This is a genomic window from Rhodococcus sp. CX, assembly GCF_015865005.1.
Classification (GTDB): Bacteria; Actinomycetota; Actinomycetes; order Mycobacteriales; family Mycobacteriaceae; genus Rhodococcus.
The window spans coordinates 1-2,535 of the sequence record NZ_JADZGH010000207.1 but is presented as its reverse complement, the minus strand read 5'-3'; the positions used below and the strand labels follow the sequence as shown (position 1 = coordinate 2,535).

General features: G+C 70.5%; 1 protein-coding gene. It reads right to left on the bottom strand.

What is annotated here, in order from left to right; translation table 11 throughout:
* Window positions 1–98 precede the first annotated feature (98 nt).
* On the bottom strand, window positions 99–2,535 hold a 2,437-nt coding region (gene infB, locus I0Q12_RS22660), incomplete at its 5' end, for a translation initiation factor IF-2 (protein ID WP_197254954.1).

Below are 2,535 nucleotides of genomic sequence, written 5' to 3'. Positions count from 1 at the left end.
CGGGGCGGCGGACGATTGCTCGCCCGCCGCCCCGACGGCGGTGCCGTCAGTTGTCACCCGACGGCGGTGCCGTCAGCTGTCACCCGACGGCAGTGCCGTCAGTCGCGCGGCTTCTCGCGCAGCTCGTAGGCCTCGATCACGTCGCCGACCTTGATGTCGGAGTAGGTGATCGTCATACCGCACTCGTAGCCCTCGCGGACCTCGGTGACGTCGTCCTTCTCGCGGCGCAGCGACGAGATGGTGACGGTCTCGGCGACGACGTTGTTGTCGCGGAGCAACCGTGCCTTCGCGTTGCGCTTGACGATGCCGGACTGCACGAGGCAACCCGCGATGTTGCCGACCTTCGAGGACTTGAAGATGGCGCGGATCTCGGCGCGGCCGAGCTCGACCTCTTCGTAGATCGGCTTGAGCATGCCCTTGAGGGCCTTCTCCACCTCGTCGATCGCCTGGTAGATGATCGAGTAGTAGCGGATGTCGACGCCCTCGCGGTTCGCCAGCTCCGTCGCCTTGCCTTCGGCACGGACGTTGAAGCCGATGATCACCGCGTTGGAGGCAGCAGCCAGGTTGACGTTGGTCTCGGTGACACCACCGACACCGCGGTCGATGACCCGCAGGCGCACCTCGTCGTCGATCTCGATCCCCATGAGCGCTTCTTCGAGGGCCTCGACGGTACCCGAGTTGTCGCCCTTGAGGATGAGGTTGAGCTCGTTGTGCTCCTTGAGCGCGGCATCCAGATCCTCGAGGGAGATCCGCTTGCGGCTCTTCGCGGCCAGCGCGTTGCGCTTGCGCGCATTGCGGCGGTCGGCGATCTGCCGGGCGATGCGGTCCTCTTCGACGACGACGAGGTTGTCGCCGGCGCCGGGCACCGACGTGAAGCCGATGACCTGGACCGGACGCGAAGGCAGAGCCTCCAGGACGTCCTCGCCGTGCTCGTCGACCATGCGGCGCACGCGGCCGTACGCGTCGCCGGCGACGATGGAGTCGCCGACCCGCAGGGTGCCGCGCTGGACCAGCACGGTGGCGACCGGGCCGCGACCACGGTCGAGGTGAGCCTCGATCGCGACGCCCTGGGCCTCCATGTCCGGGTTGGCCCGCAGGTCGAGGGCCGCATCGGCAGTGAGCAGCACGGCCTCGAGCAGTTGGTCGATGTTCAGGCCCTGCTTCGCGGAGATGTCGACGAACATGGTGTCGCCGCCGTACTCCTCGGTGACCAGGCCGTACTCGGTGAGCTGCTGGCGGATCTTCTGAGGGTTCGCACCCTCCTTGTCGATCTTGTTGACCGCGACCACGATCGGCACGTCGGCCGCCTGGGCGTGGTTGATCGCCTCGACCGTCTGCGGCATGACACCGTCGTCGGCGGCGACCACGAGGATCGCGATGTCCGTCGACTTCGCACCGCGGGCACGCATGGCGGTGAACGCCTCGTGACCCGGGGTGTCGATGAAGGTGATGAGCCGGTCTTCGCCGTTGAGGTGCGTGAGCACCTGGTAGGCGCCGATGTGCTGGGTGATGCCACCGGCCTCGGCCTCACGGACGTTGGCCTTGCGGATCGTGTCGAGCAGTCGGGTCTTACCGTGGTCGACGTGACCCATGACGGTCACCACCGGCGGACGCTGCTGCAGGTCCTCTTCGCCGCCCTCGTCCTCGCCGTACTGGATGTCGAACGATTCGAGCAGCTCGCGGTCCTCGTCCTCGGGGCTGACGACCTGGACGACGTAGTTCATCTCCGAGCCGAGCAGCTCGAGGGTCTCGTCGTTCACCGACTGAGTGGCGGTGACCATCTCGCCGAGGTTGAACAGCGCCTGGACCAGTGCCGACGGGTTCGCGTCGATCTTCTCCGCGAAGTCGGACAGCGACGCGCCGCGGGCGAGCCGGATGGTCTCGCCGTTGCCGCGGGGCAGCCGGACACCGCCGACTGCCGGTGCCTGCATCGAGTCGTATTCCTGCCGCTTCTGCCGCTTCGACTTACGGCCGCGACGCGGAGCACCACCGGGACGGCCGAACGCACCGGCCGTGCCGCCGCGCCCACCGCGACCGGCACCGCCACCGCCGCCACCGGGACGACCCCGGAAGCCACCGGCTGCTCCGGCACCTGCACCGGCACCGGCACCTGCGCCGCCACCGGCTCCACCGCCGCGGTAGCCGCCGCCACCGCCGCCCGGACGACCACCCGGTGCGCCGGGACGACCCGGACGACCGGTCGCGGCCGGACGTGCCGCACGCTGCGGCATCGCACCCGGGTTCGGGCGCGGGGGCATCGAGCCCGGAGACGGACGCGGTCCGCCCTGGCCGGGAGCCGGACGAGGTCCGCCGGGACCGGCGGCCGGGCGCGGAGCGGCCTGGCCGGGAGTGGGACGGGGCCCACCCGGACCGCCCGCGGGACGACCCTGGCCGGGCGTCGGACGGGGACCGCCCTGACCCGGGCGAGGGGCGCCGGGACGCGGTGCCGGACGCTCCGCGGGAGCCGACGAGTAGGGATTGTTGCCGACACGTGGCGGCTTCGGGCCGGGACGCGGTCCGCCGGGCTTGGGACCG